Genomic DNA, 22,100 nt, shown 5'->3' with positions numbered 1-22,100 from the left:
ACCCACCCCCGTGCGCGATGCGCGGTGAAAGGACCCCTCGTGAGCTACGACATCGAGATCGGGCGTTCCAAACGGGCGCGCCGCACGTTCAGCCTGGACGAGATCGCCCTGGTGCCCTCGCGGCGCACGCGTGACCCCCAGGACGTCAGCACGGCCTGGCAGATCGACGCCTACCAGTTCGACATCCCCGTGGTGGGTGCCCCCATGGACTCGGTGATGTCCCCGGCCACGGCCATCGACCTCGGGCGCGCCGGCGGGCTGGGCGTGCTGGACCTCGAGGGCCTGTGGACCCGCTACGAGGACCCGCAGCCCGTCCTGGACGAGATCGCGGACCTGAGCTCGGACAACCTGCCGCAGGCCACCCGGCGGATGCAGGAGCTGTACTCCGCGCCCGTCCAGCCGGAGCTGATCACCGCGCGGCTGGCCGAGATCCGCGAGGCCGGGGTCATCGTGTCCGGTTCACTGTCCCCGCAGCGCGTGGTGGAGCACTACCGCACCGTGCTCGAAGCGGGTGTGGACCTGTTCGTGATCCGGGGCACCACGGTCTCCGCGGAGCACGTGTCCAGGACCCAGGACCCGCTGGACCTCAAGCAGTTCATCTACGACCTCGACGTCCCGGTGATCGTGGGCGGCGCGGCCGGCTACACCCCGGCGCTGCACCTCATGCGCACGGGGGCGGCGGGGGTGCTCGTGGGCTTCGGCGGGGGCGCGTCCCTGCGCACCGAGTCCATCCTGGGCATCCACGCGGCCATGGCCTCGGCCATCTCGGACGTCGCCGCGGCACGCCGTGACTACCTCGACGAGTCCGGCGGCCGCTACGTCCACGTGATCGCCGACGGCGGTCTGGGCACCTCCGGCGACATCGTCAAGGCGATCGCCATGGGCGCGGACGCCGTAATGCTCGGGACGCTGCTGGCACGTGCCGAGGAGGCTCCGGGCCAGGGGTGGCTCTGGGGTGCCGAGGCCCACCACTCGCACTCACCCCGCGGCGTGCGCACGCGCGTGGGGACCGTGGGTCCACTGGACGAGCTGCTCAACGGACCGTCCCGCCATGTGGACGGCTCCTCCAACGTGATGGGCGCCCTGCGCCGGGCCATGGCCACCACGGGCTACTCCGACCTCAAGGAGTTCCAACGGGCCGAGGTGGTCATCCGCTCCTGAGCGGTCGCCGCGTCGCCGAGCCGGTACCTCGAGCGGTCCGGGCTGGCGGGGTGGCCCGGTCCGAGGACCGCGCGGGCGAGGTGGTGCGCTCCGCCCGCCGACCGTGGCCGGGGCTCGCACCGCGCCCGACGGCACCCGGGTGGTTTGGGAAACGCTCAGCGCCGGACAGTAGTGTTGGGGCGTGCTGAAAACCGCCCTGCGCCCCCGCTCACTGGCCTTCCTGGCGGTAGCCCTGCTCGTGGCGGCACTGTTCGTGGCACTGAGCACGTGGCAGCTGAGGTCCTCGCTGTCCTCCTCCACGATGGCGGACCCGGCGAAGGACCGGGTGACGGCGCTGGAGGGCGTGGTTCAGCCCGGTGAGCCCACGTCCGCGCAGCAGGCGGACCACGTGGTCTCCGCCGAGGGAACCTACGTCCCGGACTCCACCGTGCTGGTGCCCGGTCGGCTCCAGGACGGCGTCTCCGGGTACTGGGTGGTCACCGAGCTGCGCATCCCCGGCTCCCGGCAGCGCTGGGACGCCGCCGACTCGGACCTCGGGATCGCCGTGGCCCGCGGGTGGGTGGCCTCCGCCGAGGACGCACCCCGGGCTCCGTCGGGCAGGATCCGGGTGATCGGCAGACTCCTGCCCACGGACTCCCCGCAGCCGGGGCAGCACCTGCCCGCGCACCAGGTGGGCTCCGTGGCCTCGGCCCAGCTGTCCAACCTGTGGGACGCGCCCCTGTACTCCGGCTACGTGGCGGCGTTCGCGGAGAATCCCGCGGACGAACCGGCACCGGTGACCCGGGACGGGACCGTGGCGGCGTCGGCGGAACCCATGGGGGAGGGCCTCGGCAGGCTGCAGATCCAGCAGCAGCCCACGGACACCTCCGTCCACGCCCTGAACCTCTTCTACGCCGTGGAGTGGGTGGTGTTCGCGGGCTTCGCCTTCTTCCTGTGGTGGCGCTACGTGCGGGACGAGCACCTGCGCCGGCAGCACCCCGAGCAGTACTTCTACTTCGACGGCGACTACTTCTGGGACGAGGCGGCGCAGTCCTTCTACTACTGGGACGCCCAGGACCAGTGCTACTACTACTTCGACGACCAACCCGCGGTGGATGCCCGGTCCCACACCGGGGATCCCCGCGCCACACCGCGATCCGACGACGGAGCCCACGATGACTGATCCCACGCCGCAGCACGATCCGCAGCCCCGCCCGGTCCGCCGCACCGACGGCGTGAAGGTCACCGCACCCGAGGGCGCCAGCCCCGAGCGCGCGACCGTTCCGGACAGCGTGCGCGCCAAGGCCGCCGCGCTCAAGCCACGCCGCCGCTTCGGCGGCACGGAGGCCCAGATCCGCACCGCCCTGAGCATCTACAAGGTGTGCGCGTGGGTCTCCGGCACGTTCCTGCTGCTGCTCGTGGCGGAGATGGTCACCCGCTACGCGCTCGGCTACGACCTGATCGCGGGCGGCACCGACAAGGCCACGGGCCAGGGGGTGGCGCTCGGCTGGCAGAACCTGGAGCTGGAGAACCTCTCCGGCGGGGTCAACGTGTCCACGTGGATCCTGATCGTCCACGGCTGGTTCTACGTGATCTACCTGCTCTCGTGCCTGCGGGTGTGGTCCCTCATGCGCTGGCCCTTCCCGCAGCTCATCGTGATGGCGCTGGGCGGTGTGGTGCCGTTCCTGTCGTTCATCGTGGAGCGCAAGATCCACCGCTCCACGGAGGCGGAGCTGGCGGCCAACCCCAAGGCGGCCAAGCGCTACTGAGCGCCGCCGGGGGAGGGCACCGCGTGTCCTAGACTTGTGGGCGTGACTGAAACCCCTGACAACCTGAGCGAGCTGGAGCAACGCCCCGTCCTCGTGGTCGATTACGGTGCGCAGTACGCGCAGCTGATCGCCCGCCGGGTGCGCGAGGCGAACGTGTATTCCGAGATCGTCCCGCACACCTGGTCCACCGAGAAGATCCTGCAGCGCAACCCCGCCGCACTGATCCTCTCCGGGGGCCCCGCATCCGTGTACGCGCCCGGTGCGCCGCGGCGCGATGCCGAGCTCTTCGAGGCCGGTGTGCCCGTCCTGGGGATCTGCTACGGGTTCCAGGTGATGGCCGACGCCCTGGGCGGGACCGTGGAGCGCACGGGCGTGCGCGAGTACGGGGCCACCGTGGCCACCTCCACCGACTCGGGCGTGAGCACCGTGCTGGACGGCACCCCCGAGGCGCAGACCGTGTGGATGAGCCACGGCGACTCCGTGACCGCCGCCCCCGAGGGCTTCACCACCCTGGCCACCACCGAGGGCGTCCCCGTGGCCGCGTTCGAGAACCGCGAGCGCCGGCTCTACGGCGTGCAGTGGCACCCGGAGGTCAAGCACTCGGCGTACGGGCAGAAGGTCCTGGAGAACTTCCTCTTCGACGGCGCCCAGCTGAGCCCCACGTGGTCCACCGGCAACATCATCGAGGAGCAGGTGGCCGCCATCCGCGCCCAGGTGGGCGACGGCAAGGCCCTGTGTGGTCTCTCCGGCGGCGTGGACTCCGCCGTGGCCGCGGCCCTCGTGCAGCGTGCGATCGGGGACCGCCTCACGTGTGTGCTGGTGGACCACGGCCTGATGCGCCAGGACGAGGTGGCGCAGGTGGAGCAGGACTACGTGGCCGCCACCGGCATCAAGCTCCACGTGGCCCGTGAGCAGGACCGCTTCCTGGGTGCGTTGCAGGGCGTCACGGACCCCGAGGCCAAGCGCAAGGCCATCGGCCGGGAGTTCATCCGCGCGTTCGAGGCCGCCGAGGAGAAGGTGCTCAGCGAGGAGGCGCAGGACGGCCGGCCCGTGCGCTTCCTGGTGCAGGGCACCCTCTACCCGGACGTCGTCGAGTCCGGCGGGGGTGAGGGCGCGGCGAACATCAAGAGCCACCACAACGTGGGCGGCCTGCCGGAGGACCTGCAGTTCGAGCTCGTGGAGCCGCTGCGCGCCCTGTTCAAGGACGAGGTCCGCGCGGTGGGCCGCGAGCTGGGGCTGCCCGAGAACATCGTGGGCCGCCAGCCGTTCCCCGGCCCCGGCCTGGGGATCCGCATCATCGGGGAGGTCACCGAGGAGCGCCTGGACATCCTGCGCCGCGCGGACGCCATCGCCCGTGAGGAACTCACCAGGGCCGGTCTGGACGACGAGGTCTGGCAGATGCCCGTGGTGCTGCTCGCGGACGTCCACTCGGTGGGAGTCCAGGGCGACGGCCGCACGTACGGCCACCCGATCGTGCTGCGCCCGGTCAGCTCCGAGGACGCCATGACCGCGGACTGGTCCCGGCTGCCCTCCGAGCTGCTGGCCCGGGTGTCCAACCGGATCACCAACGAGGTGGAGGAGATCAACCGGGTGGTCCTGGACGTCACGTCCAAGCCGCCGGGAACCATCGAGTGGGAGTGATCCCCGCCGTCTGAGAGCCATCGTCAGCCCCGGTGCGCCGGTCCGCCCCACCTCCCCCGTGGTGCGCAGACCGGCGCACTCGTGAGTAGGAGCACCATGCCGACACCCGCACCCCAGGACAGCCCCCGACCGACCCCCCAGGACACGGGTGCCGCACCGGCGGGACGGGAGTACCCCCGGGTGTCCCTGCGCTCGTGGACCCAGCAGATGGACGCGTACACGGGCCCGGACACCCTCCTGGACTTCAACCAGGTGGACAACGTCTGCATCGACCTCACCGAGGCCAACTCCTCGGGACAGGCGCAGCTGCTCATGCAGCGGCCCACCCGGCTCTCCACGATGATCCACCACGACAGCCCGGCCTACGACCGCGCCGTCCGCTCCGCCCGTGCCCTGCGCACCAAGATCCACGAGCTGTCCGTGGGGCACGGCCTGGACGCCGCCTACCTCGCGGCGGGCACCGCGTCCTGGCTCGCGGATCCGGTGGTGGACGGGCTGCGGCGCTTCATCGCCCCGGTCCTGCTCGCCCCGGTGTCCGTGAAGCTGCGTCCCGACCACAAGGACTTCGAGCTGCACATCGTGGGACCGGCGCACCTCAACCCCGCGCTCGTGCGGCGGCTGCGGGAGGACCACGGGGTGGAGCTCGCCACGGCGGAGATGTCCCGGCTGGCGTACGGGACGCGCAAGCTGGACCCGGCTCCCGTGCTGGAGACCCTGCGTCAGCTGGGCGCCGACGTCCCCGGGATGCACGTGGAGCACCAGCTGGTGGTCTCCACGTTCGCGGACCTCCACGACCGCCCGGCGGACGAGCACGTGGTGGCCAGGACGCAGCTCGTGGCGGACCTCGCGCGGCTGAAGAACCCCGAGGTGGGCAAGCTGCCGGTCGCCCGTGCCCTCGACAACCGCGCCCCCGCGCGCGACCGCCGGGACCCCGCCGACGAGCTGCTGCTCACGGACCTCGACGCCAACCAGCAGGAGGTCGTGGACCTCGCGGAGCAGGGTGAGAGCTTCGTGGTGGGCACACCCGTGGGCACCGCCGCTGTGGACACCGTGGTCTCCACAGTGGGTGCGCTCGTGCACCGAGGGCGCAGCGTCCTGGTGCTCGGCGAGTCCCGCACCACGCTCGCCGCGTTCACCCGGGCGTGGAACCGCACGGGTCTGGACTCCCTCGTGCTCCCCCTGGGCTCCCACCTGAGCCCGGACGACGTCGCCGAGCGGCTCGTGCGCGCCGTCGCCCGCAACGAACGCGCCGAGCAGCCGCAGACCGAGCAGATCCGGGAGGTGCTGCAGCGCTCGCGCGAGCAGCTGCGCGTGCACGAGGAGTCCCTGCACGCCCTGCGTCCGCGGTGGCAGGCCTCCCCCTACGAGGCGATGCAGGCCCTCGCGGAGCTCACCGCGCGGGAGCCCGGGCCGCAGACCGCGGTGCGCTTCCGGCGCTCCGTGCTCGACGCCGTGTCCCACCGCGGCGAGGTGCAGCGGCAGCTCCGGCGCGCCGCGACCCTGGGGGCGTTCGACGCCGGCACGCTGGCCGGCCCGTGGCACGGTGCCCGGCTGGTCAACGACGACGAGGCCCGCCAGGCGCACGACCTCGCCAAGTCCCTGCTGCTGGAGCTGACCACGCTCACCACCGCCATGCGACACGTGCTGGGCGTGTCCGGGCTGCGGGTGGGCACCACCGTCGCCGAGTGGGAGCAGCAGCTCGAGCTCGTGATCGACGTGGGGGACTCCCTGGCGTACCTCACCCCGGACATCTACGACCGCCCCGTCACGGACCTGATCGCGGCCACGGCCTCCGCGTCCTGGCGCCGGGAGCACGGGATCGACCTCAGCGGTCTGCAGCGCTCGCGGCTGCGCAAGGCGGCCAAGGAGTACATCCGTCCCGGGGTCCACCTCTCCGACCTGCACGCGGCGCTGGTCAAGGTGCAGTCCGAGCGGGAGCGCTGGCGGCGGTGGGCCACCACGCTCGAGCAGCCGGCGGTCTCGGACCGGGCGGAGGAGACCCTGCGGACCCACCGCCGGTTCCGGGAGGACCTGGAGGGCCTGGCCATCGCCCTTGAGGGCTCGGCCACGGCGGCGCGCCTGGAGAACGCGACCGTGGACGAGCTCCAGCAGATCCTGGACGACCTCATCAACGACGAGGCCCATCTCACCACCCTGCCCGAACGCACCGTCCTGCTGGACGACCTGCGGGCGCGGGGACTGGGGGAGTTCCTCGAGGACCTTGAGGCCCGCGGAGTTCCCGCGGAGCGGGTGAACGACGAGCTGGAGCTCGCGTGGTGGCAGTCGGTGCTCGAGGCCATGATCAGCGGCGACGACTTCGTGGCCATGCCGGACGGTTCCGAGCTGCGCAGGGTCGAGTCCGCGTTCCGCCGGGCGGACTCCGCGCACATCGCCTCCGCCCCGGCCCGGCTGGAGCACGGGCTCGCCACGCGGTGGGCGCACGATGCCCGCCGGCATCCCCGGGAGGCCCGCGTGCTGCGGGACATGCTGCGCAGCGGACGCGTCCGGACCGAGGAACTGGACCGGGTGCAGCACCTGACCCCGTCGCTCGTCCCCGTGTGGACGGCCAGCCCGCTCGTGCTCACGGCCACCCTCGGGGAGGAGCAGGAGGTGGACACCGTGGTGGTCCTGGACGCCGAGTCCACCCCGCTGGCGGCCACCCTCCCCGCCATCGCCAGGGCGCGCCAGGTCATCGCGTTCGGTGACCGCCACGCCGGGGGCCCGCAGCCGTTCACGGTGGCCCCGCACATCGCCGCCCGGGAGGTTCCCCAGCCGGTGGCCGAGATCGACTCGGCGTACGAGGCGCTGTCCCGCGTGGTGGACTCGCGCTCGCTCACGTCCGTGCGGCGCCCCCTGGACCCGCGCCTGTTCCGCTACCTGAACGACGCCTTCTACGACGGCGCCCTGACGCGCGTCCCGTACGCCTCCGAGCTGATGGGCGCGACCACGGGGATGTCCGCGGAGTACGTGGTGGACGGAGTGGGTGTGCTCACCGCGGGCAGCGAGGGCGTCCAGGCCCCCGCCGCCGAGGTGCAGCGCACCGTGGATCTCGTCTTCGCCCACGCCGCGCGCCACCCCGAGCGCTCGCTGGCCGTGGTGACCGCCAGCGCGATGCACGCGGCCCGCGTGGCACAGGCGGTCCAGCGCAGGCTGCGGGAGTCCGGCGAGTCGGCGGAGTTCTTCGCACCGGGGCCCGAGTCGTTCCGCGTGGTCGAGCTGCACCGCGCCGCGGGCATCGAGCGGGACACGGTGATCTTCTCGCTGGGTTTCGGGCGCACGACCTCCGGGCGCAGCACCCCGCACCTGGGCGCGCTGTCCGAGCGGGACGGCCGGCAGGCGTTCGTGCGCGGGATGACGCGGTCCCGGCGGCACACGCACATTGTGACGTCCATCCACCCGAGGGACACCGAACCGCGGCGGCTGCAGTACGGCGCCAAGGACATGTACCACATGCTCGAGGTGCTCTTCGGGGAGGAGACCACGTCCGAGCGGGCGGTGGTGACCGCCGAGGACACGGACGCGGCACCGGACGCCCTCGTGGGCGATCTCGCCCGGCGGCTGCGCGCCGCGGGCGCCACGGTGCACACGGGTTACGCCCACGCGGTGGACATGGCCGCGCACGCGGAGGCCGAGTCGCTCTCCGCCGGTGCCGTGCTGCAGCGCAGCGCGCCGGACGCCCCCGTGCGGATCCCGGTGGCCATGCGCTCCGACGGCTCCCAGCGCAGCCGTGCCCTGAGCGTGCGCGAGCGCTCGCGGCTGATCCCGCAGCAGCTCGAGCGCGCCGGGTGGAACTACGTGAGCCTGTGGTCCGTGGAGGTCTTCACCGATCCTCAGACGGTGGCCGGTCTCGTCCAGCGCTACCTGGGACTCGTCGGCCCGGACCGCGACGGTTCCGGCGGCGTGACCCGCTCCGTGGCGGCGGCCGGTCCCGTGGATCGCGGAGCGACCGGCACCACACCGCGCGGCACGACACCCCGAAGCACGCCGGACCGTGACCGCTGAGTCCCGCGGCCGCGATCCCGAGGCGCCGGACGGAACGGGGGCGCGGGTGACCCCGCGCGAGCCGGGACACGGCACCGGGAGCGGGGGGACGGCGGCGTCGGCGGCTGCGCCCGGGCGTCGGCGCGGACGCCACCGCCGCGCGACGGGCGGGACCGCGCCGGACACCGAACGCGCCCTCGGCCCGAGCGGCTGGGGGGACCCGGCCCAGCGGCTGGGGGCGGACGCCCCCGATCCCCGGGATGCCGAGGGCGGAGCGGGCCACGAACAGTGGCTGCGGGAGCAGCGACCTCCGCACTGGGGCTGACGGCTCACGCGGTCCGGGCCGTGATCACGGCGGCGGCGGGAACCGCGCGGAGTGGGCGGGGCTGCCCCGCGGGTCCCGGTGCGGCCGCCTGAGCGGCACCACGTCCCGCTGTTCACCGGGAGACCAGGACGAGGGAGACCCGGCCCGAGCCCTCGAGCGAGGCGAGTTCGGCGGCGGTGTTCCGCGGCGCGGCCAGGACCACGAGACCGGAGTCCCCGTCCGCGCCGCCCGAGGACAGGATGGACGATTCCCCGGCCGGTGCCGCGGTGGAGGCCCACAGCACGGTCACCGCACGAGCGGCGGTGCGCCCGGGAGCGGAGCGGGCGTCGTCGGTGTGGTGCACCACGTCCACCGCGTCACCGGGGCGGACGTGACGCAGCACCGCGGGATCGCTCACCCGCACCGTGGCGGCCGTGGTTCCCGATGGTTGCCCCGTGAGCACCCCGGGTCCCAGAACCGCGGAGGAGGTCACGGGCTGGCCCGCGGTCAGGGCCACCGTGGTGGTCTGCCCGCCGAGGTCCTCGGGTGCCGTGTACGCGGTCGCGGGCACCAGGGCCACGGGGAACCGCGACACGGTCAGGTCACCCGGGGCCAGGGAGCGCCCGGCGGGAACGTCACGCACCGCGGTCACCACGGGAGCGGTCCGGTCACCGGGTGGCGCCAGCCGCAGGATCATCAGGGTGAGGGCCACGGCGCACAGCGCGGCCGCGACGAGGCGGTGACGGCGACGCACCGCGGTGCGCACGCGCAGACCCAGCGGGTAGTGCGGGCGGGCTCGTGAACTCATGCCCGGACGCTAACCCGAGGTCGCGGTCACCTCGCGGGGCGGCGGAGGGTGCGGTGGAGGACCGAGGGCTCCACGACCCCTTCCGACCTCGCGGTGCAGGGTGGATGCCGCGGGCCTCCGCTACCGGTTCACCGCCGCGGGCCTCCGCTACCGGCTCTCGGCCGCGCCGCCGCCGGTCGACGCGCCGCCGGACGTGGCGCTGCCGGAGGTGCCCAAGGACGAGGACGTCCCCCCGGTTCCGGACCCGGCGGAGGCATCCTTCGAGCCGGAGGCGCCCCCCGAGCCCGGTGCGTCCCCGCCGGAGGACGCCGCACCCGGGGCCTGTCCGCCGCCGGTGGCGGAGTCCGAGCGCGCGTCGTTGCGGTAGAACCCCGACCCCTTGAACACCACGCCCACCGAGTTGAACTTCTTGCGCAGCGTGCCGCCGCACTCGGGGCACAAGGTCAGGGCGTCGTCGGAGAAGGACTGGCGGATGTCGAAAGCATGGCCGCAGTCTTTGCAGGCGTAGGCGTACACGGGCACGGGAGTGTTCCTTCTGACGGACGGTGGGAGGGCGTTTGCCGACCTCACATCCTACTCGCGCGCGGGCGCACCAGGTCGCCCCCAAGCTCCCCGGCGCGATGCGCTCGCGGCCGCGCTAGCGCGGGTAACCCAGCCGCTGCGGGCCCTGCTCCGTGAGAACGCCCGGCAGGACGGCGTCGTGGGGTTCGCGGGGCACGGTGCCCGCGGGGAGCACCTCGTCCGCGAAGCAGCAGGCCAGGATCTCGGGGCGGTGCCCGCTCTCGGCCAGCGCGGGGAGGAAGCGGTCGTAGTAGCCGCCGCCGAAGCCCAGCCGCACCCCGTCACGATCCACCGCCACCACGGGGACCAGCAGCAGCTGCACGGTGGCGAACGCGTCCACCCCGTGCCGGGCTCCGGCCGGTTCGAGCAGCCCTGGCAGAGCACCCTGGACGAGGGGGACGTCCGGGTGCCACTGCACCCAGCCCAGCTGGTGCAGCGGCTCCACCACGGGCAGGAACACCCGGTGCCCCGCACGGTGCGCCGCGGTCAGGGCGGGCAGCAGCGGCGGTTCGTCCGGCAGGGGGAGGAACGCGGCGACGTCGCCCGGGCCGGCGGTCTCCGCGAGGAGGCGCCCCAGGTGCGTAGTGAGCCCCGTTTCGGCGCCGTGCCGGGACGAGGGACTCCGCCGCCGACGCCGCGCGAGCACGCGCGCCCGCAGCCGCGCCTTCTCCGCGGCGTCCCCCACTGCCTGTGCCACGCGTGTGCTCCGTTCCGGTCGTCCGCTCCTGGGAGGCCCGCACCGGACTCGCCGCATCGCACGAGGGTTGCAACGCGGACGCCGATGCCTCGTCGTTTACCCTAGGTCCATGAGCCCTCAAGAGACCAAGCGCGTACACAAGGCCGTCATCCCCGCCGCCGGGCTGGGCACCCGTTTCCTGCCCGCCACCAAGGCCATGCCCAAGGAAATGCTGCCGGTCGTGGACCGCCCGGCGATCCAGTACGTGGTGCAGGAGGCCGTGGGTGCGGGCCTGGACGACGTCCTCATGATCACGGGCCGCTCCAAGCGCGCGCTGGAGGACCACTTCGACCGGGTTCCCGCGCTCGAGGCGCAGCTGAAGGAGTCGGGCAAGGACGCCCTGCTCTCCGAGGTGGAGCACGCCTCGGACCTCGGCGAGATCCACTACCTGCGCCAGCAGGACCCCCAGGGACTCGGCCACGCGGTGCTGCGCGCCAAGACCCACGTGGGACAGGAGCCCTTCGCGGTGCTGCTCGGTGACGACCTCATCGACGAGAAGGAGGACCTGCTCTCCCAGATGATCCGCGTGCAGGAGCGCACGGGCGGTTCCGTGGTGGCCCTCATGGAGGTGCCCCGCGAGAGCATCAGCGCCTACGGCTGCGCGGACGTCACCGCGGTGGACGGCGAGGACTTCGTCCGTGTCAACGGCCTGGTGGAGAAGCCCGCGCCGGAGGACGCCCCGTCCAACCTGGCGATCATCGGCCGGTACGTGCTGCACCCGGAGATCTTCGAGATCCTCGAGGACACCGCACCGGGGCGCGGCGGGGAGATCCAGCTGACCGACGCCATGCAGACCGTCGCGGACCGGGGCGACGCCGCCCACGGCATGTACGGCGTGGTGTTCAAGGGCCGCCGGTTCGACACCGGGGACAAGCTGTCCTACCTCAAGGCGAACATCGAGCTGGCCTGCGAACGCGAGGACCTGGGCCCCGGTCTGCGGTCCTGGATCAAGGACTACGCCCAGAACCTCGACGCCTGAGAGCCCTCACCGGGGTGAACACGGCAGGCGAGTGGCCCGTCACGGTCCAGTGGGGGCAGCTGGTGCTGCGCCCACTGGCCATGGGCGACCGGGGTGAGTGGGACCGGGTGCGCTACCGGAACAGGGAGTGGCTCGAGCCCTGGGAGGCCAGCAACCCCGAGCAGGCGGGGACCGCGCCGTCGTACCGCGGGTTTGTGCGGCTCATGCGGCAGCAGGCGCGCGCGGGACAGTCCCTGCCGTGGCTGATCACCGAGACGGACGGCACGGGCCGGCACCAGGACCTGGTGGGTCAGCTCACGGTCTCGAGCATCACCCTGGGCTCGTTCCGCTCCGCCACCCTGGGGTACTGGGTGGACGGTTCCCAGGCGGGGCGGGGGATCGCGCCCATGGCCGTGGCGATGGCCACCGACTACTGCTTCCAGCACCTGCGGCTGCACCGCATGGAGATCAACATCCGGCCGGAGAACGCCAAGTCCCTGCGCGTGGTGGAGAAGCTGGGGTTCCGGGACGAGGGCCTGCGCGAGCGCTTCCTGCACATCGCGGGGAGCTGGGCGGACCACCGCAGCTTCGCCCTGACCGCGGAGGAGGTCCCGGAGGGGCTGGTGCGCCGGTTCACCGGCAGCGAGGCCGGGATCGAGGTCCGGCGCGCCGCACGCTGACGCCGGTGGCGTTCGGCCGTCACCCGTGGGCGGCGCGGGGCTGTCCCGCAATTGCCCCACGCCCGGCCCTGGCGCGCCGCGAAGCACCGCACGACATCGAAGTGGGCAACACGCGCATTCCGTCGGGGGAATCCCCCGACCCTGTCCTACCCTGGAACGGTGGGATTGTCATGGGTGAGCAGCTCGCTGGTGCTGGCCGTCGTCATCGTGCTCTGCGTGATGTGGTTCGCCCCGCGACTGTCCCGCCGCAACGGCACTCCCGTGCGCGCCCAGGTGGAGGCTCCGGACCTCCAGCTCGACGTCCCGATCCACAACCGGCAGCGCAGCCGCGAGGCGCCCAGTAGAGTGGTCACGAGAGTCCCACCACACACCCTCGAACGGGAGACGACAGCCATGGAGACACCGGCGAACACGCCGTCCGCCACCCCGGTCCGGCACGGCTCCCTGGCGGGCCTGCGGATCAAGTGGGACCGCACCATCGTCTTCCTGACCGGGGTCCTGCTGCTGGTGGTCGCCATGGTCACCGCCCTGGTCGCACCGTTCACCGCCGTGACGTGGGCCGTCCCACTCGTCCTGCTCCTGCTGGGTGCCGGCTGCGTGGCCGGTCTGCGCTACCTCGCCGTGACCGATCGGGGTCAGCGCGTCGCTGCGGGACCCGTCGTCCGCGGCACCGCTCACGCACAGCACTCCATCTTCGACCACGAGGACGGAGCGCGCCGGGACCACGCCGCGCAGGAGCACGGCAGCACCGCGGCACCGGAGCTCCCCGCGCAGGTGGAGACGCCCGGGACGACGCCGGTGCGGCCCGCCGCGGCGGAGCCCGGCTACTCGGTGGCGGAGCTGCGCGCCATGGCGCTGCAGGTGGCGCGCGGCTCGGGCTCCGAGGGCTCGAGTGCCGCCACGTGGGAGCCCGTCCCGGTGCCCAAGCCGCTCTACTCCCAGGCCCCCGTGGTGCCGCGCCGCGAACCGGAACCCCTGCAGGTCCCCACCCGCCCGGCCGCGAAGTCCGCGTCCCTCAAGGACGCCGTCCGCGTGGGCGAGCGCGAATCGGCCGCAATGAATCTCGACGACGTCCTGAAGCGGCGTCGCGCCTGACATCGCGTCAGCCTTCCACTTCGACGACAGCTGCGCGCCGCGGTTCCCCACACGGAACCGCGGCGTGTTCCACACAGGGAGCGCCATGGTCACCCAGCACACCGAGATCGAACGCAAGTACGACGTGAAGGGCACCAAGAAGCCCAAGCTCAAGCTGCACAAGCTCGACCGCTTCACCGTGGGGGAGCCCGAGGAGCACGAGATGAGCGCCACGTACTACGACACCGCGGATCTGCTGCTGGCGCGCTCCAAGGTGGCCGTGCGGCGTCGCACCGGCGGCAGCGACGACGGCTGGCACGTCAAGTACGAGGCCGGCAAGGTGCGCGGCGAGCTGCACTACGAGCCGCTCAAGACCGCCCCCGCGCGGATTCCCGCCGCGCTGCGCAAGGTGCTGCTCGGGCTGACGCTCGGGGAGCAGCTGAGCCCCGTGGCCACCGTCAACACCCACCGCACCCTGTACCCGGTTCTGGGCGAGGACGGCCAGTACGCGGAGCTGTGCCTGGACACCGTCGGCGCGCGGGACGAGCGCGCCGGCGTCACCCGGGAGTGGACCGAGTGCGAGGTGGAGCTGACGCGCCAGGACCTCACGGACAAGCAGGCCCGCGCCGTCTTTGAGGCGGTGGAGACCGTGCTGTTCGCGGCCGGGGCGCAGCCCTCCTCGTCCGTGGCGAAGATCGCCCGCGCGCTCGGGCAGGACGGCGGGGACACGGTCCGGGTGGTCTCTCCCGCGGACACCACGATCGCCCCCCGACCCGACGACGCCGCCGGTTCCGGGGCCGCCGACGGCCCGAGCGATGACGGGCAGAGCAAGAACGACAGGACCGACAAGAAGGGCGAAAAGGCCAAGAAGCACGCGAAGGACGCGGGTGAGAAGGTTGCCACCGGGAAGAAGGCCGGGGCGAAGAAGACCGGAGGGAAGCACGAGGACCGGGAGGCGGACGCCGAGCGCACGGGCGCCCAGACGCTGGCCGAGATGGTCTCCCGGTTGACCGACGAGCTGCAGCGCTGGGACTTCGCGGTGCGGATCGGGGCGGAGGACTCGGTGCACCAGATGCGGGTGCGCTCCCGCGCCCTGCGCAGCGTCCTGCAGGCCGCGCGGGGCTTCGTGACGGACGAGGTGGCCTCGGACCTGGAGCAGCGGCTCAAGGACCTCGCCCGCGTGCTCGGGGACGCGCGGGACCAGGAGGTGGCCCTGGAGCGGTTGGACGTGCTGCTCGAGGGACAGCCCGTCGGCGTGCTCAGTGCCACGGCCAAGGAGGAGCTGCGGGAGGCGGCCTGGCAGCTGGGCACGGGGACCGGTCGGGCGGTGCGGCGTGAACTGGACAGCGCCCCGTACCTGCAGCTGGTGCGTGACCTCAGGGCGCTGGGTCGCGGCGAGGGCCTCACCGGGCAGGCCGCGGAACTCTCGGCCAAGAAGTTCGCCAAGGCGATTCTCGGAGCGGCCCTGAACCGAGTGCTGGTCACCGCCACCACCACCCTCCCGGAGGCCGGTGCGCAGGTCGAGGTGAGCCAGATGGCCGCGGACGTGGGGGAGCGGATCACGCTGCCGGGCAAGGACTCCCACCAGACCGCCGTGGCGTTCGACGTGCTCCACGAGACCCGCAAGGCCGCGAAATCGGCCCGCTACGTGTCCGAGGCGCTGGGCAGGGCCCACGCCAAGCCCGGGAAGAAACGCGTGCGTGCGGCCGTGGTGGCCAAGGACTACCAGGAAGATCTGGGTGCCATCACGGATGCCGCCGTCATGGAGGAGTGGCTGGCGCGGGCGGCCCGTTCGTTCCAGCGAACCGGCAAGGACCGCTACGCGGTGGGTGTGCTGCACGGGATGGAGCTGACCGAGCTGCGCAACGGCATGCTGGAGGCCTCCGAGATCCTGGACGACCTCGTGGCGGATCTGCGAGAGGCGCTGCCCGCCCAGGACTGACTCGGGGGCACCGGTCACCTCGGCTGACGGGGTACGAGAGAGGGGCCGACCGCGCAGGACGTTCACGTCCCACGCGGTCGGCCCCTCTCTCCGTGCTCGGGGTCCGCCGGCTCCTCGTCCGGCCGAGCCCCCCGCGGGGTGCCTGCCCGTGAAGCCACGGTCTGGGAATCGGACGCGAGCCCCGGGAGAGCCGAGGGTGGTGCTCAGGCCCGGTGCCGCGGTGCGGAGCGGCGCCCCCGCCTGGCCCGCGTCGTCGCCCCCGCGGACGCAGTACCGGCCGCCGCGGGCGCGGTGCCGGTTGTTGCGGGCGCCGCCCCCTGGGCGGCCACGGCGTTCTGGGAGGACGTCTGCGGGACGTCGGCGGTCACGGTGGACATCTCACCCGTGGCCAGGTCCACACGGGTGGCCAGCGGCTTCTCCTCCACGAACAGCAGCATGACCAGGGCCAGCACGGCCAGGGGGATCATGAACAGGAAGATGGGCAGCAGCGCGTCGTTGTAGGACTGGATCACGGGGTCCCGGAACAGCTGCGGCAGGGCGTGCACGCTCTGCGGGGTGAAGGAGTTCGCGTCCATGGCACCGCCACCACCGGCCGCCTTGGCGGGCACCTTGGGCATGTTCTCGCTCAGCAGGTCCTTGAGGCGGGAGATGAACAGCGAACCCACCACGGCGGAGCCCACGGTGGCCCCCACCTGACGGAAGAAGTTGCTGGACGCGGTGGCGGTTCCCACGATCTTGTTGGAGAACGAGTTCTGCACGATGAGCACCAGGATCTGCATGCTCAGCCCGATGCCCGCACCGAAGACGGCCAGGAAGGCGCACATCTTGAACGTGGAATCGGAGACCTCCAGCGAGGACAGCAGCCACAGGCCGATGCCCATGATCACCATGCCCACCAGAGGGAACAGTTTGTACCTGCCCGTGCGGGACACCACCTGCCCGGAGACGATGGAGGTGATCAGCAGGGACGCCATCATGGGCGTCATGAGCAGACCGGCCTGGGTGGCGTCCACGCCCTTGACCATCTGGATGTAGGTGGGCATGTAGCCGATCGCGCCGAACATGGCCACACCCACGGCCAGGCCGGAGAGGGTGGTCAGCGTGAAGTTGCGGTCCCTGAACAGGGACAGGGGGATCACGGGGCTGCTCGCGCGGGTCTCGGCCAGGACGAACGCCACGGCGCCCGCCAGCGTGGTGGCGCACAGCAGCAGGATCTGCGGGGAGTTCCAGTCGTACTGGGTGCCGCCCCACGTGCACACGAGGACCAGGCAGGTGGTGGCGCCGGCCAGCAGGATCATGCCCAGGTAGTCGATGCGTTCGCGCTCACCGCGGGCGCGCCTGGGCAGCCGCAGGAAGACGACCACGGCGATGATGGCCAGGATGCCCAGCGGGATGTTGAAGGAGAAGGCCCAGCGCCAGCCGGGGCCCTCCGTGATCCAGCCGCCGAGCAGCGGGCCGGCCACCGAGGACACGGCGAAGACGGCGCCCATGACGCCCATGTACTTCCCGCGCTCGCGGGCGGGAACCACGTCCGCGATGGAGGTCTGGGCCAGGATCATGAGACCGCCGCCGCCCAGGCCCTGGACCACGCGGGCGGTGATGAGCCAGCTCATGCTCCCGGCCGCCGTACCCAGGGCGGAGCCCGCGATGAACAGCACGATCGCGGCGATCAGCACGGGCTTGCGCCCGAAGAGGTCCGAGATGCGGCCGTACACGGGCATCATCACGGTGGAGGCCAGGATGAATCCCGTGATGACCCAGCTCATGTGGTCCACACCGCCGAGGTCCCCCACGATGGTGGGCAGGGCTGTGGAGAGGATGGTCTGGCCGAGGGATGCGAGCAGCATGACGACCATGAGGCTCGCGAACAGCAGTCCGAGGTGGGGTGGTTTCTCTTCCGTCGTGGGGCCGGCGGCGGCCCGGGAAGCAGTGGCGGTCATGAAATCTCCTTGAGGGCGGTGCGGAAGACGCCGATGGCGTGGTCGAGAGCGTGCTGGACGGCGGCGTCGTCGTTGGACACGGACGCCAGGTGGGTGTCGGTGCGGAAAGCGAACTTGATGACCGAACCCGCCAGCAGGACGAAGGCGTGTGACGTTTCCTCGGAACGCGGGCTCGCACCGCGCGCGGACTGCTCCGTGACGGTGGAGACCACCAGGTTCTCGACGGTGGTCACCTGCATCCCGATGCGGCGCTTGAGCTCGGGGTGGTGCTCCACCAGCTCACGACGCCGCGCGGTGAACTCAGGCGGGCCGGTGGCGTCCCGCAGCACGTCCATGAACAGCCGCACGGTGCGGGCGAACTCGTCGCCGGTGGTGCGGTCCATGTAGCGTGCGTGCGCGGATTCCGAGACCCGTGGCGGGGTGATCCCCAGCAGCGCGTCCTCCTTGCTGGCGTAGTAGTTGAAGAACGTGCGGCGGGAGATCCCTGCGCGTTCGGCAACGGCGTCCACCGTGGTCTCCGGGAAGCCGCCCTCGCCGGCCAGGTCCAGGGCGGCCTGGTGGATCTCGGCGAGAGTGCGGGTGCGGTGGCGTTCGCGCAGGGAGGGTTGAGGGGTGGTCACCGGTCAAGATTATGCACTCGTGCAAGTTTGCACAAGTGCAAGCTTTGCCCGGTGGATATGATCTCGCTCACCCCGGCCGCCCCGCTCCACTGCCGGGACTCCAGCATCCGCCCTCGCCCCGGGCCCCGATACAGTGGTGCTGTGACAGCACCCTCACTGGCCTGCGTGGGCCCCGCCCAGCACGGCGTGCGCATGCACGCGGAGAACCTCGCCGCACACACCCCGCAGGCCCGCAGCCTGGCCGGCGCCCTGGAGGACGTGCGACCGGCCCTGCTGGCGGAGGACTCCCCGGTGCACCTGCACTTCACGGACCGCCTCTTCGGGGCCGCCCCCGCGCTCGCCGCGCGCACCGTGGCTGAGATCGCGCATCGCCGCCCCGTCTCGCTGACGCTGCACGACATCCCCCAGCCCTCGGACGGCCACGCCTTCGCGGCCCGCCGGGCCGCGTATGCGGACGTGGTGGACCGCGCGCACACGGTGGTGGTGAGCAGCGGGTCCGAACTGGCCCAGCTGCGCGAGCACGTCCCCTTCACCTCCGCGCCCCGGTTCTTCGTGAGCCCGCTGCCCATCGACGCCCCGGAGCCGCGGCAGTGGGGCGCCGCTCGCGGCGCCGCCGGGGCGGACGTGCCGCCGAGCGTGGCCGTGCTCGGCTTCCTCTACCCGGGCAAGGGCCACGACCGGGTGGTCGAGGCGCTCGCGGGTCTGCCGTTCGGCGTGGACGTGCTCGCGCTGGGCCGCGCCTCCGACGGCCACGAGGACCTCGTTCCGGAGCTCGACGCCGCCGCGCGACGGCACGGGCACACGTTCCGGACCACGGGCTTCCTGGACGACGCCGCCCTCACCCGCGCCGCCCAGCGGGTCACCGTTGCGGTGGTGGCGCCCTCCCACGTCTCCGCCTCCGGGTCCGTGGGCCGGTGGATTGCCAGCGGACGGAAACCGCTGGTCACGCCGCACCCGTACTTCGCGGAGCTCGCCGCGCGGGCGCCGTGGGCCCTGACCCTGACCGACGATCTCGAGGGGTCCCTGCGGCGCGCGCTGCGCGACCCGGCGAGCACGTGGATCGACCCCGGGGCGTGGCGCACGGCGGACCTGCCCTCCAGCGCCGTGGCCGCCGCCGCGCAGTGGGAGCAGATCACGGCGGTCCCGTGCGCTGCGGACGGCGCAGGACCGTTCTCCCGTCCCGGGAAGGACACGGCATGAGTGGGCCGGGCGTGAGCGTGGTGGTGCCCTACTTCGAGAACCAGCGCGGCCTGGACCGGCTGCTCGCCGCCCTTGCCCGGCAGGACCACCCCGCGCGGGACCTCGAGGTGGTGGTCGGCGACGACGGCTCCGCGCGGCCGCCCGTCATCCCCGACACACCCTTCACGTGCTCCGTGGTGCGGCAGGAGAACCTGGGGTTCCGGGCGGGTGCGGCGCGCAATCTGGGGGCGCGGGCGGCGTCGGGAGCGGTGCTGGTGTTCCTGGACGGGGACATGATCCCCGAGCCCGGTTTCCTGACCGCGCTGCTGCGCGGGGTGCGGGCGGCCGACGACGGGCACGGGGTGCTCGCCGTGGGAGCGCGCCACCACGCGGACCTTGCGGCGTGCGGGATCCCCGAGGTGCTGCGCTGGGTGGCCGGTGAGCACGTCCCCGGGGTGCGACGCCTGGCGGATCCGGCGTGGCTCGCGGACGGGTACGCGCGCACCGCGGACCTGCGTGCCGCCGGTGCGGAGGACTTCCGGCTGGTCATCAGTGCGCTGCTCGCCGTGGACCGTGAGCTGTTCGAGCGCTGCGGCGGGTTCGACGAGAGCCTCGTGGGCTACGGCGGGGAGGACTGGGACCTCGCGTACCGGTGCTGGCAGCTGGGGGCCCGGTTCACCCACGTGCCCGGGGCCGGGGCGTGGCACGACGGCCCGGATCTCGCCGGACGCCCGGACACCCGCGCGGTCAAGGACGCGGAGACGCTCGCGCTCGCGCAGCGGATCCCGCGTCCCAGCACGCGGGGCGCGGGTGTGCGCCACGAGCAGCCGTGGGCCGTGGTGCGCGTGAGCGGCCACCACGACGACGCCGAGGCGTACCTCGGCGCGTGCCACCTCCTGCGCGACACCGACGCCGGGGTGTGGTTCGTGGACCGCGACGACGTTCCGCGGGCGCTCGCGGCGGACCCGCGGATTAGCGCGGGTCGACCCCCCGCTGCCGTGGTGGACCGGGCCGTGGTGCTCGTGGACGTGCACGCGCCCCTGACCCTGGAGGTTCCCCTGCGGCAGTGGTGTGCACGGGGGGAGAGCGAGGTGCCCGGTCTGCTCACGGTGCGTTCCGTGCGCGCGGTGCATCGGGCGGAATCACGACCGGTGCGCGTGCCCCGGAAGGACGCCGAACCGACGGTGCGGCCCGCGCGCACCGACCGACGACTGGAGGACAGGATGGGCCGTCATGGCTGAACCGGTGATCGATCCGAACGACCACGGCCGCAGACTCCACTACGGGGACTTCTACGGCCTGACCGAGCTGCCCGAGCGGCCGCTGTTCGCGGTGCACGGCAACTGCCAGGCCGAATCCCTGCGCGTGCTGCTCCACGGCGCGCTGGGCGGGCAGTGGCACGGCGTGCGGATGCCGCCCGTGCACGAGCTCTGCGAGCAGGACCTGCCGCACCTGCAGGCCCTGCTGCCGCGGCTGTCCCTGCTGGTCACGCAGCCCGTGGCCGCGGGCTACCGCGGTCTGCCGGTGGGTACCGAGGACGTCCTGCCGCGGCTCGGTGCCCGGGCGCGGGTGGTGCGCATCCCGGCCATGCGGTGGACGGCGCTCATGCCCACCCTGGCCATCGTGCGGGCACCGGGGGTCACGGACCCGCCCGTGGCGCCGTACCACGACCTGCGGGTGCTCACGGCGGCGGCCCGCGGCGAGACCTCGGTGGAGCTGACCCACCCCTCGCGGGACGCCGTGCTGGCGGCCCGGGAGGAGTCCCTCGCGCAGCTGCGCGTGCGCCAGGAAGCCCACCGCACGCTCGACGTCGCCTCGCTGCTGGACGCGGCGGGCCCCAACGCGGTGCACGTGATCAACCACCCGTGCAACGGCGTGCTCCGCGCCGTCGCCGGGGCGATCCTCGACGAGGTGGGTCTGTCCGCGCCCGTGCCGGATCCCGGGCGGGTGCTGCTCGGGGGGATCCGGGCGCCCGTCTACGCGAGCACGCTCGAGGCCCTCGGCTTCGACCCCGCGGAGCTCGAGGGCGGCCCCCACGACGACTGGATCATCCAGGGGGAGCACGTGCCGGAGCAGGCCGTCGCGCAGGAGCACCTGCGCTGGTACGCGCGGAACCCGGGCGTGGTGCAGGCGGGGCTGAGGAGACACGAACGCCTGATCGCGCGGCTGGGACTGGGCGCATGAGCGGCGCGAAGCCCTCCAGCGGCCCGGACCGCGGGGACTCCGAGGACCCGGAACGGCGGAGCCGGGGTGCGGCGTCGTCGGGCCCGGAACACACCCCGGACGGGCACCACATCGTGGTGAACGGGCGCAAGTGGCGGGCCACGGACACGGGGATCCCCGAGACGTTCCGCGCGGAACTCGTGAAGGAGCTGATGAGCGCGCGCCGCGCGGTGAAGTCCCGGGACGAGCACGCCCGCGACCGGGTGCAGGACGCCAAGGTGGCCCTCGGGGAGCGCGGCGAACCGTGGTGGGAGACGCCGTCCGAGGACGGGCTGCGGGCGCGGGAGGCGGCGACCATCCGGGCGCTGCTGCGGCACCGGGCGGGGAAGACCATCTGCCCGTCCGACGTCGCGCGGACCCTGGGCGGGGAGCACTGGCGGGAGCTCATGCCCCAGATCCGGGACGTCGCCGCGGCCATGGCGGATGTGAGTGAGATCACGGTGCAGCAGAAAGGTGAGACAGTGGACGTTCGTACAGCCCGCGGTCCCGTCCGGCTCGCACCCGGACCGGGGCTCGCGGGGATGCCCACGGACGGCGGGTGACG

Annotated in this window: 19 protein-coding genes; 14 read left to right on the top strand and 5 right to left on the bottom strand. The window is 72.9% G+C overall.

The window, feature by feature from the left end; genetic code table 11:
- Positions 1-39: 39 nt before the first annotated feature.
- The 6 genes from C1C97_RS04565 (at position 40) to C1C97_RS04540 (ending at position 8,856) form a co-directional block, all read left to right on the top strand.
- Entirely contained in the window at positions 40-1,161 is a 1,122-nt protein-coding gene (locus tag C1C97_RS04565; protein ID WP_121030207.1) for a GuaB3 family IMP dehydrogenase-related protein, read from the top strand.
- 181 nt (positions 1,162-1,342) lie between these two features.
- The gene (locus C1C97_RS04560) at positions 1,343-2,323 is read left to right on the top strand and encodes an SURF1 family protein (RefSeq protein WP_121030205.1); all 981 of its coding nucleotides are present in this window, start codon (positions 1,343-1,345) and stop codon (positions 2,321-2,323) included.
- Positions 2,316-2,909 carry a DUF3817 domain-containing protein gene (locus tag C1C97_RS04555; protein ID WP_110920145.1) on the top strand — a complete coding sequence of 198 codons (594 nt, stop codon included), beginning with the start codon at positions 2,316-2,318 and terminating at the stop codon, positions 2,907-2,909. Before C1C97_RS04560 ends, C1C97_RS04555 begins: the two co-directional genes overlap by 8 nt.
- A gap of 42 nt (positions 2,910-2,951) precedes the next feature.
- Positions 2,952-4,550, top strand: a complete 1,599-nt coding sequence (gene guaA, locus C1C97_RS04550; RefSeq protein WP_110920154.1) for a glutamine-hydrolyzing GMP synthase — start codon at positions 2,952-2,954, stop codon at positions 4,548-4,550.
- Positions 4,551-4,646: 96 nt separating this feature from the next.
- Positions 4,647-8,552 carry a hypothetical protein gene (locus C1C97_RS04545; RefSeq protein ID WP_233542733.1) on the top strand — a complete coding sequence of 1,302 codons (3,906 nt, stop codon included), beginning with the start codon at positions 4,647-4,649 and terminating at the stop codon, positions 8,550-8,552.
- A complete protein-coding gene (locus C1C97_RS04540; protein ID WP_233542732.1) occupies positions 8,542-8,856 on the top strand; it encodes a hypothetical protein in 315 nt (104 codons plus the stop codon). Before C1C97_RS04545 ends, C1C97_RS04540 begins: the two co-directional genes overlap by 11 nt.
- Before the next feature lie 112 nt (positions 8,857-8,968).
- Here the strand turns inward: C1C97_RS04540 and cpaB are convergent, their stop codons facing one another.
- From cpaB to C1C97_RS04525, 3 genes are all read right to left on the bottom strand, one after another.
- On the bottom strand, positions 8,969-9,643 hold the full coding sequence (gene cpaB, locus C1C97_RS04535; RefSeq protein ID WP_121030201.1) for a Flp pilus assembly protein CpaB: 675 nt from the start codon (positions 9,641-9,643) through the stop codon (positions 8,969-8,971).
- A gap of 147 nt (positions 9,644-9,790) precedes the next feature.
- The gene (locus C1C97_RS04530; protein ID WP_121030199.1) at positions 9,791-10,165 is read right to left on the bottom strand and encodes an FmdB family zinc ribbon protein; all 375 of its coding nucleotides are present in this window, start codon (positions 10,163-10,165) and stop codon (positions 9,791-9,793) included.
- Between the two features lie 115 nt (positions 10,166-10,280).
- Positions 10,281-10,901 (bottom strand): 5-formyltetrahydrofolate cyclo-ligase, encoded by a 621-nt coding sequence (locus C1C97_RS04525; RefSeq protein WP_233542731.1) that lies wholly within the window; start codon positions 10,899-10,901, stop codon positions 10,281-10,283.
- 109 nt (positions 10,902-11,010) lie between these two features.
- Between C1C97_RS04525 and galU the strand changes: the two genes are divergently transcribed.
- From galU to C1C97_RS04505, 4 genes are all read left to right on the top strand, one after another.
- On the top strand, positions 11,011-11,919 hold the full coding sequence (gene galU / locus C1C97_RS04520) for a UTP--glucose-1-phosphate uridylyltransferase GalU (protein WP_110920149.1): 909 nt from the start codon (positions 11,011-11,013) through the stop codon (positions 11,917-11,919).
- 14 nt (positions 11,920-11,933) lie between these two features.
- Positions 11,934-12,578, top strand: coding sequence for a GNAT family N-acetyltransferase (locus C1C97_RS04515; RefSeq protein ID WP_110920150.1), 645 nt, complete (start codon positions 11,934-11,936; stop codon positions 12,576-12,578).
- Positions 12,579-12,737: 159 nt separating this feature from the next.
- The gene (locus tag C1C97_RS04510) at positions 12,738-13,673 is read left to right on the top strand and encodes a hypothetical protein (protein ID WP_233542730.1); all 936 of its coding nucleotides are present in this window, start codon (positions 12,738-12,740) and stop codon (positions 13,671-13,673) included.
- Between the two features lie 85 nt (positions 13,674-13,758).
- The gene (locus tag C1C97_RS04505; RefSeq protein WP_121030197.1) at positions 13,759-15,594 is read left to right on the top strand and encodes a CYTH and CHAD domain-containing protein; all 1,836 of its coding nucleotides are present in this window, start codon (positions 13,759-13,761) and stop codon (positions 15,592-15,594) included.
- A 203-nt stretch (positions 15,595-15,797) separates the two neighbouring features.
- Here C1C97_RS04505 and C1C97_RS04500 read toward each other — a convergent pair whose 3' ends face one another.
- Together C1C97_RS04500 and C1C97_RS04495 are read right to left on the bottom strand one after the other, a co-directional pair.
- Positions 15,798-17,534 carry an MDR family MFS transporter gene (locus tag C1C97_RS04500; RefSeq protein ID WP_121030195.1) on the bottom strand — a complete coding sequence of 579 codons (1,737 nt, stop codon included), beginning with the start codon at positions 17,532-17,534 and terminating at the stop codon, positions 15,798-15,800.
- On the bottom strand, positions 17,531-18,154 hold the full coding sequence (locus tag C1C97_RS04495; protein ID WP_110920153.1) for a TetR/AcrR family transcriptional regulator: 624 nt from the start codon (positions 18,152-18,154) through the stop codon (positions 17,531-17,533). Before C1C97_RS04495 ends, C1C97_RS04500 begins: the two co-directional genes overlap by 4 nt.
- 141 nt (positions 18,155-18,295) lie before the next feature.
- Between C1C97_RS04495 and C1C97_RS04490 the strand changes: the two genes are divergently transcribed.
- From C1C97_RS04490 to C1C97_RS04475, 4 genes are read left to right on the top strand one after another with little or no spacing between them, the layout of a single operon-like run.
- Positions 18,296-19,354 (top strand): glycosyltransferase family protein, encoded by a 1,059-nt coding sequence (locus C1C97_RS04490; protein ID WP_233542728.1) that lies wholly within the window; start codon positions 18,296-18,298, stop codon positions 19,352-19,354.
- Complete coding sequence (locus tag C1C97_RS04485) at positions 19,351-20,574, top strand: glycosyltransferase family 2 protein (RefSeq protein ID WP_121030193.1); 1,224 nt, start codon at positions 19,351-19,353, stop codon at positions 20,572-20,574. The genes C1C97_RS04490 and C1C97_RS04485 overlap by 4 nt, the downstream gene beginning before the upstream one ends.
- Entirely contained in the window at positions 20,567-21,517 is a 951-nt protein-coding gene (locus C1C97_RS04480; protein ID WP_121030191.1) for a WcbI family polysaccharide biosynthesis putative acetyltransferase, read from the top strand. Before C1C97_RS04485 ends, C1C97_RS04480 begins: the two co-directional genes overlap by 8 nt.
- The gene (locus C1C97_RS04475) at positions 21,514-22,098 is read left to right on the top strand and encodes a DUF3253 domain-containing protein (RefSeq protein WP_110919886.1); all 585 of its coding nucleotides are present in this window, start codon (positions 21,514-21,516) and stop codon (positions 22,096-22,098) included. Before C1C97_RS04480 ends, C1C97_RS04475 begins: the two co-directional genes overlap by 4 nt.
- Positions 22,099-22,100: the final 2 nt, after the last annotated feature.

It is taken from the genome of Kocuria tytonis (genome assembly GCF_003226895.2).
Classification (GTDB): domain Bacteria; phylum Actinomycetota; class Actinomycetes; order Actinomycetales; family Micrococcaceae; genus Kocuria; species Kocuria tytonis.
This window is presented reverse-complemented; position numbering and strand designations above follow the sequence as displayed.